Source organism: Paenibacillus sp. 7516, assembly GCF_002272715.1.
Classification (GTDB): Bacteria; Bacillota; Bacilli; order Paenibacillales; family Paenibacillaceae; genus Paenibacillus; species Paenibacillus illinoisensis_A.
In genome coordinates, this window is the sequence record NZ_NPBI01000031.1 from 1 (window position 1) to 7,695 (window position 7,695).

Annotated in this window: 7 protein-coding genes; 3 read left to right on the plus strand and 4 right to left on the minus strand. The window is 49.4% G+C overall.

The genetic code is table 11. The annotated features are described in order from the left end of the window. Positions 1-146 precede the first annotated feature (146 nt). On the minus strand, positions 147-1,676 hold the full coding sequence (locus CHI14_RS23785; RefSeq protein ID WP_095291912.1) for a glycosyltransferase: 1,530 nt from the start codon (positions 1,674-1,676) through the stop codon (positions 147-149). 202 nt (positions 1,677-1,878) lie between these two features. On the opposite strand from CHI14_RS23785, the gene CHI14_RS23790 reads away from it, so the two are divergent. Genes CHI14_RS23790 through CHI14_RS23800 form a run of 3 tightly spaced genes read left to right on the plus strand, consistent with a single transcriptional unit; the run spans position 1,879 to position 4,549 of the window. After that, positions 1,879-2,745, plus strand: a complete 867-nt coding sequence (locus CHI14_RS23790) for a glycosyltransferase family 2 protein (RefSeq protein WP_095291913.1) — start codon at positions 1,879-1,881, stop codon at positions 2,743-2,745. A gap of 35 nt (positions 2,746-2,780) precedes the next feature. Further along, positions 2,781-3,917 (plus strand): DegT/DnrJ/EryC1/StrS family aminotransferase, encoded by a 1,137-nt coding sequence (locus tag CHI14_RS23795; RefSeq protein WP_095291914.1) that lies wholly within the window; start codon positions 2,781-2,783, stop codon positions 3,915-3,917. Next, positions 3,917-4,549 carry an acetyltransferase gene (locus tag CHI14_RS23800; RefSeq protein ID WP_095291916.1) on the plus strand — a complete coding sequence of 211 codons (633 nt, stop codon included), beginning with the start codon at positions 3,917-3,919 and terminating at the stop codon, positions 4,547-4,549. Before CHI14_RS23795 ends, CHI14_RS23800 begins: the two co-directional genes overlap by 1 nt. A gap of 222 nt (positions 4,550-4,771) precedes the next feature. On the opposite strand, the gene nagA is transcribed toward CHI14_RS23800, so the two are convergent. The 3 genes from nagA to CHI14_RS23815 are packed head-to-tail and all read right to left on the minus strand — an operon-like array spanning position 4,772 to position 7,594. Beyond that, entirely contained in the window at positions 4,772-6,004 is a 1,233-nt protein-coding gene (gene nagA, locus CHI14_RS23805; protein ID WP_095291918.1) for an N-acetylglucosamine-6-phosphate deacetylase, read from the minus strand. Continuing rightward, positions 6,001-6,729 carry a glucosamine-6-phosphate deaminase gene (gene nagB, locus CHI14_RS23810; protein ID WP_095291919.1) on the minus strand — a complete coding sequence of 243 codons (729 nt, stop codon included), beginning with the start codon at positions 6,727-6,729 and terminating at the stop codon, positions 6,001-6,003. The genes nagA and nagB overlap by 4 nt, the downstream gene beginning before the upstream one ends. A 1-nt stretch (position 6,730) precedes the next feature. After that, positions 6,731-7,594 (minus strand): MurR/RpiR family transcriptional regulator, encoded by an 864-nt coding sequence (locus tag CHI14_RS23815; protein WP_095291920.1) that lies wholly within the window; start codon positions 7,592-7,594, stop codon positions 6,731-6,733. Between the last annotated feature and the right edge of the window lie 101 nt (positions 7,595-7,695).

The following is a 7,695-nucleotide window of genomic DNA, read 5'->3' on the forward strand; positions in this document are numbered from 1 at the left end:
ACCTGCTTAAATCCAAGTCAGTGGCTTAAACTGCTAAATGAATTAAATGATTTTGACACCAGCAATCATCCGAAAAGGGTACATGACCGTGGCGCTTCTTGCAAGCATGCCGGGCCATGTGCCCTTTTCTCTACTCATTGATAAGTTCAGGGCATAACAACGACCTTTCCCCTGGATGTAGCGATAATTTTGGCATATTGGATGCAAATCTCCAACGAATCCTGTTCTTCCATCGTCCACCAGCGAATTGCTCCCGTTGGAGCCATGGAAGCATACTTTTCCAGTTCTTCTGGTATTCGGCCGACAATAATGACTTCCATTTCCTTGAACCCACTGTCAAGCCCCCTCTGTATGGTGCTGTATAACTGGGTGTAATCTGGATCCGTGCATGAATAGGGGAGCGGGAAAATAACAGATACCCTTACTCCATCTTCCAAAAGGACATTTCCCGATTTTCTGGCCGGGTCCTGGGGAGATGTCTGCCAGATTCGGTTATAAGGAAGCAGTTCCGGCAGATCCAGCTCTGTTAATCTCAATCCGATCCTTTGCCGGTAGCTTCGGTTTAATTCCCCGACCAGCACCTGAATCTGCTTGTTTCGGGTGAAGGTTGTATTGTTCCCGTGTTCATTACGGTATTGGATGTACAGTAAATCCGGGATGTAGAGGTACCGGGTGCACAGAAATGTACGCACAAGCAGATCATAGTCATCCGACACGAGAAGTTCGCTTCGATGGCCGCCAACCAGATGATAGCAATCCCGTGTCCATGCACGCGGATGATTCGGCAGACCGACCAAATGACGAATGGTATTGCCGTTAATGGTCGTATGCTTTTGTACATTTTGCCATCTTCCCATATCATGCAGCCATACCCGATAATAAACGCTGTACCCGTACCCGCAATCCCATCCATACCAATGAGCTCTATTGCTTCCCGCATATACCTCAGAACAATCACCGTACGCGAAGCCGCATTCCGGGTGTTGTTGAAAAGCTCTTACAATTTTCTCGAGACAATCCGGCATCAATTCATCGTCGTGATCCACCTCCACCAAAATTTCTCCTGTACACAATCCTGCGGCATATCGCTTGACCGAGCCGATATATCCGTTACTTGCATCCTGCCGATATCTCCGGACACGTTCATCCTCAAGTGGCAGCAAATACCGGTTGTGATTTTCTTCCTGATCATTTGAATCGTCTACAATGACCCATTCCCAATTGCTGTAGGTCTGCTTCAACAATGATTGGTAAGGCCGCTGAATTTTATCACCGGATCGGTAGCTTGCCGTGAATACGGAAATCAACGGAGTATCGGAAGAAAATTGGGACGGAGGAACGATTTTATTCTCGGGAAGCGGATCCGTAGCTTTAAGCCAGCAAAACATCAACCGAATGGAGCTGACTTCATCAACCGAGCCGTAATGAAGCCAGCGCCTCTTCTCATGAGGTGGCAGCGAGAAGAGGCCAGGAAATTGTTCCCAATGATCACCAAGTGATACGTACACCCTTGGTTTCTGGAACAGCTTCCCGGCGGGAGACTGGTCTGCCTGATAGAGCATCACCTTGATGTGAGCGGCTTCAAGTTCTGCCGTCAGCTTGCTGATTGCCTCTTTCGGTATCTTATCCGATACAAACAGATGTGCCATCAGCATCGGTATTTCATTTACCAACATGTTCGCCTCCTTTACAAATTCATTGCAAAAATGACAAGATCGCGCACAATATGTACCGGACCTGCATCATTTATCTTCCACGTAATATACATGTATGTGTAGTGCCAATGAATCATTCGCTGCTTGAGAAACCGTCACAGCAACCAAGGAAATCTGCCTTCCCATTCAGGACCTAACCAACCGCCAGAAAGGTGGAATCAATATGAATTCCCCGCTCGTAAGCATTCTCATCCCGGCTTACAATCGCCCAGACACACTGCGGATTGCACTTGAAAGCGTATTGGAACAAACCTACTCCAACCTGGAGATCATCATATGCGATGACAGCACGAACCATGATGTACAGAAAATGCTGAGGCCTTATCTGCAAGAGGATTCCCGGATCAAATATTTCAGAAACGATAAAAACCTCTATTTGGGTAACTGGCACAAGTGTTTTAATCTGGCTTCAGGCTTATTTGTCAACTATCTGATGGATGACGATGTATTCCACAAGGAAAAGATCGAAAGGATGCTTTATTTTTATCAAACTTTCGAGAATATTTCTCTTGTCACTTCCTACAGGAACATCATTAATGAACAAGGTGAGCTTCTTCCACCGATCTATGCATCGCGAAAATTATATGAAGAGACCCGAATCCTGGACGGTTACGACCTGGGTAACCATATGCTGAGCCGATGCCTGAACGTGATTGGTGAACCTACCACCGTCCTGTTCCGCAAAAAGGACCTGATTCACCCATTCGGAACATTTAATGGAAGGCAGTACAGCCTGCTGAACGACGTCGCCTCTTGGCTTAACCTGCTCTCCAAAGGCAAAGCAGTGTATATTGCCGACGGTCTAAGCAGTCTTCGCAAACATCAACATCAAAATAATCAGGAGCTGACTCGGACATCCATGACTGAATGGCTCGATATCGTGATTGCCTCCCGTGAACAGGGATATCTGCATTCGGACGACTTGTTCCAAAGCGCTCTTCATGCGTATCGACTGAGCATTCAGGAGCGTCCGCAAATCCATACAGATTTGGAACGGATTCAGGCCCTCTTGTCATCGTTAAAGGGATAAGATTGTATTCCGCCGTCCAGGAAAGGAGAAGAAACATGCATGATATTCCTTTTTTAAGACCCAGGCTTGTAAAAAAAGAAGCTTTCCTTCCCTATGTCGACTCCATAGAAGCAACCCGCCTATATTCCAATTACGGTCCGCTGAACCAACAGTTCGAGCAACGGGTCATCCAAGAGATCTTTAACGGCAAAGGATCGGCCGTAACGGTTCATAACGCTACCGTTGGCCTGATGCTGGCGATCTCTCATAGCAAGCGCCCCGGAGGGAAGTATGCGCTGATGCCAAGCTTCACGTTTGCAGCTACGCCACTCGCTGCGCAGTGGTGCGGACTGGAGCCCTACTTCCTTGATATTGAACCTGATACATGGGAGTTAAATCGCGATCAGTTGGAGCATGCCATCAGGCATCTCGGAGACCAGATTGCCGTATGTGTGCCCTATGCCACCTTTGGCACCGCCATGGACTTGTCTCCGTATCATGATTTGGTTCAGCATGGCATTCCGGTCGTTATCGATGCGGCAGCCAGCTTCGGCACGACGGAGACACAGACAGGAGAGCAGTTCGGCACCGGATTCCCGGGCGCCGTCGTTTTCAGTTTTCATGCGACGAAATCCTTTGCTGTGGGTGAAGGTGGGCTGGTGTACAGTGCGGATCATGATCTGACCCAGCGGATTCGCCAGGCCGGCAATTTCGGTTTCTCCCGGAGCCGGGAGTCTGTCTTTACGGGATTGAACAGCAAAATATCCGAATACACCGCTGCAATTGCCCTAGCCACGCTGGATCACTTTGGGACAGTTCAGAACAACCGCAAATCTATTCATGAGCTTTACCTTCACGAGTTTTATCGAGCAGGCTTGCTGGAGCAGGGATGGTCCCTGCAAACGCTGCGGGGATCAGTTGTTCACCAGTTCATATCTATTCTCAGTCCCTCGTCTCTTGAGAATCCGAAAGTGGTTAAAGAACTTGATAAAAAATCCATTGAAGCCAGAACCTACTTTTCGCCAGCATGTCACCAACAAAAGCAGTTCAAGTCTTGCCCACATGCCAGTCTCCATATGACCGAACATATAGCAAAACATATTGTCAGCCTGCCATTATGGGAGGAAATGGACAGAGATCATATACGTAAAGTTGTTGGTGCTCTCGCAATTATGGAAAGGGTTCAAAGCTGATGCGTAACCTCATTGTTTGGGGCGCAGGAGGACATGCACGGGAAATCGTTTGGTTATGTGAAGAATTAAACATTAAAATCGTTGGGCTTCTGGACGAGCGTCCACATATGAAGGGGCTGACCGTGGAGGGCCTCCCCATTCTCGGGACGTTAGCCGATATCGAACTGTTGAGAGATGAAGTCGAAATTGTATGCGCAGGAGTAGGAGATCCAGCGTTGAAGCGACGCTTTGCCCTGACAACCGCAAGTTCAGGATTTCATTTTGCCCCTCCACTGATACACCCTAACGTCCGTTGGTCGCGGAGAAATGTGATTGGAGCAGGCAGCATGATCTTTGAAGGTGCCGTTATATCGGAGCAGATCCGTATCGGACAGCATGTAATTTTAAATCGGAGCGTGAGTGTGAGCCATGACTCAGTTATCGGCGACTATGTTACGTTGGGTCCTGGGGTTTGTCTTGCAGGAAACGTAGTTGTTGAAGCCGGAGCTTATGTTGGGATCGGAGCATCAGTCAGGGAAAAAAGAAAGATCGGAAACTGGTCCGTCGTAGGTGGCGGCGCCTTTGTTAAGGACGATATCCCTGGATACTGCATGGCCGCAGGAGTTCCTGCTGTTGTGAAAAAAAATCTATGATCCTGAATTGGTAAAATTAGAAATTAGATCACTTCTGCTATGAGAGATTCACGAGGAACTCGCTTCTCCGTAAATAACGCAATGAAAGAAACACCCATGAGCGTTACTATTGATTTAGCAAAATGGCGAAGTAAATAAACAAACGTTGTACAGTAGGAAAATCCTGCAGTCCAACGCTTGTTTGGTGTATACCCGGATTCAGATGATCGGCATCCTATTGCCTCATGTTCGAGTAATAGGCGAATGCTTGCCCCTTTTCCCTTTTACCCACACCCCTTCGATCTCAAGCTCCGCATTCAGCAAAACGATATCTGCCTGTTTCCCTGCAACCAAGGAACCTGTGCGATGATCGATTCCGAGCAGGCGTGCCGGCGTGAGACTGGCTGCGCGAGATGCAGCGTTCAGGCTCATGCCCACGTCCTGTACCAAATAGCGGAAGCCACGAATCATCGTTAGTGTGCTTCCAGCGAGGGCACCGCCGTCCTTCAATCTGGCTACGCCCTCCTTCACGATCACGGGCAGGTCGCCGATTTTGTATTCCCCGTCTTCCAGCCCGGCAGCCGACATGGCATCTGTGATCAGCACGAGTTGATCGGCAGACTGCTTCAGCTGGGCAAGGATGGAGATCGCTGCAGGGTGCACATGAATGCCATCAGCAATCACTTCAGCGCTGATTCTTGGATCACTCAGTACAGCTCCCGCGGCTCCGGGATTACGATGATGCAGCGGAGTCATTGCATTGTACGTATGTACCGCGTGATGCAGCCCTGCTTCAACCGCTCGCTCCACCTCTTCGTAGGTCGCATCCGTGTGACCGAGCGCTGCTGTAATCCGCTGCTGACGCAGCCATGCAATGACCTCAAGCGCCCCTTCCCGTTCCGGCGCCAACGTAACTTGGCGAATCAGGCCGGGATACTCTTTTTCCCATTCTGCGAGCCATGATACATTGGGCAGTACAATATGCTCCGGATTCTGCGCACCAGGCCATTTTGGACTGAAAAACGGTCCTTCCAGATGCACACCCTCAAGCTGGGCGTATGGCATCGGCTTGGAACGATAACGATCCACTTCAGCGAGCACCTGATCCAGTCTGTCCTTCGGAGCAGTCATGGACGTTGCAAGCATGGCAGTGGTACCCTGCGTGCTGTGAAATGAAGTAATCTTGTCCAACACTTCTTGGCTCGCATCCATGAAATCCTCTCCATAACCACCGTGGACATGGATATCAATGAACCCGGGGACGATAACGCCCCCAGCGGGTACAGACACGGAGACCGCCTGATCACGAATAGATGCCGGCAGACCTTCCGGTGACCCGGCGTATATGATTTTCCCTTCGGTCCAGGCGAGCAGTCCATCCTGCGCCAGACCTTCAGGCAGTACCATTTTACCGCGAAGAAGATAAATGGGGCTGCCGCTCTCTTTTTTGAAGTGGGCTATGTCAGTTCCGTTCATTTTACCAACCTCCCAGCAGCACGATCCAGCAGTACAACCACATTCGGATGGCATTGCAGCAAGGACGCAGGACACTGGGTTGTGATCGGCCCCATGAAGGCTTCACGAATGATTTCGGCCTTTTCCTCACCACGGGCGATCAGCAGAATTTGTTTGGCTTTCAGAATCGTACCTACACCCATCGTTATGGCCTGAGCAGGGACTTCATCAACACTTGCAAAAAAACGGGCATTGGCCTTGCGGGTCTCTTCCTTGAGATCCACCACATGCGTGCGTCCGGTCAATTCATTCCCAGGTTCGTTGAAGCCGATGTGACCATTGTGTCCGATACCCAGCAGTTGCAGGTCTACAGGTCCGCGATCATCCAGCCGCTGTTCATACAGGGCACATTCCTGGTCCAGGTCGGCTGCTTGCCCGTTGGGTACATGCGTTTTTGCCAGATCGATATCAATATGATGAAAGAGCTGCTCATTCATGAAGCTGCGATAGCTCTCCTGATGCTCCACCGGAAGACCGACGTACTCATCCAGATTGAAGGAAGAAGCCTGCGCGAAGCTCACCAGCCCTTTCTGGTACAAGTTAATGAGCTGTTTATAAATGCCCACCGGAGAACTTCCCGTTGCGAGTCCAAGCACAGCCCGTGGTTTCGTTTGCAGCAAGCTGGCAATCAGGCCAGCACCTGTTGCATTAAGGTCTTCTTCATTTTCAAAAATACGAATGTTCATCTCACGCACCTCCATGTTGTTGAACTCGATAGGACTGCACATTGTGATACGATTGTTCCAGTTTGGGGATAAAGCGGTCGAAATCGGCACTCATCATGCCTGTGAACAAAATATCAATGACATGCAGCAGCGCAATCCGGGAAGCCATATCTCCCCGTCTCATGCCCTCTTCCAGTGAAGACGTAAATAGCGGAATATCGGATACTCCGGCGAGCTTGTTGTTACCGTAAGAAGTAAGTGAGATCGTTGCAGCTCCCGCCTGTTTGGCGCAATGCAGGGCATCGATGGTCTCAGGCGTTTCACCCGAGTAGGATACGGCCATGGCCACATCTCCTTCACTTAGCGAGGAAGCTGACGTAATCTGCATATGGGAATCCGAAAAGGCCGTACAGCTTTTGCCGATTCGCACGAGTTTCTGATAGAAATCCTGTGTCACGATGGATGAGGTCGCAACACCATACAGGTCAATGCGACGGGCTTGGCATAGTAGCTGAACCGCATGCTCCAATCTGCCCAAATCCAGCAGCCGAGTGGTATCCGCAATGGAGGCAAGGTGATTGGCCTCGATGGCCTCCACAATTTTGGACAACGGATTGCCTGCCACGATATCCTGATAAGCCGTTTTGTCCGTTGAATGAGACAGCTCTGCGGCGAGCTTCATTTTGAAATCCGGAAAGCCCTTGAAGTGAAAGGACTTACAGAAACGGGTGACCGTTGCCGGACTGGTACCGCTTTGTTCTGCAAGATAATTAATCGTCCAGCCCGGGATATTCGATGGAGATTGCAAAATAACCTCTGCAATTCGCCGTTCCTGTGATGGAAGTCCATCCAGCTCTTGCTGTAACGCATGTATGATGGCTGCCATGAGCGTACTCCTCTGAAAATAATTTTTATATTTTTATAATAAATAAAGAAAATAATTTTTATAACTTCATTTTAATCAAGCTCTATCCGCAAATCAAGGGA

Bases quoted from the DNA above. Each gene is read 5' to 3' on its own strand.
- nagB (WP_095291919.1), bottom strand. From the start codon at position 6,729: ATGAACATTCGTATTTTTGAAAATGAAGAAGACCTTAATGCAACAGGT.
- CHI14_RS23815 (WP_095291920.1), bottom strand. From the start codon at position 7,594: ATGGCAGCCATCATACATGCGTTACAGCAAGAGCTGGATGGACTTCCA.
- CHI14_RS23785 (WP_095291912.1), bottom strand. From the start codon at position 1,676: ATGTTGGTAAATGAAATACCGATGCTGATGGCACATCTGTTTGTATCG.
- nagA (WP_095291918.1), bottom strand. From the start codon at position 6,004: ATGAACGGAACTGACATAGCCCACTTCAAAAAAGAGAGCGGCAGCCCC.
- CHI14_RS23800 (WP_095291916.1), top strand. From the start codon at position 3,917: ATGCGTAACCTCATTGTTTGGGGCGCAGGAGGACATGCACGGGAAATC.
- CHI14_RS23795 (WP_095291914.1), top strand. From the start codon at position 2,781: ATGCATGATATTCCTTTTTTAAGACCCAGGCTTGTAAAAAAAGAAGCT.
- CHI14_RS23790 (WP_095291913.1), top strand. From the start codon at position 1,879: ATGAATTCCCCGCTCGTAAGCATTCTCATCCCGGCTTACAATCGCCCA.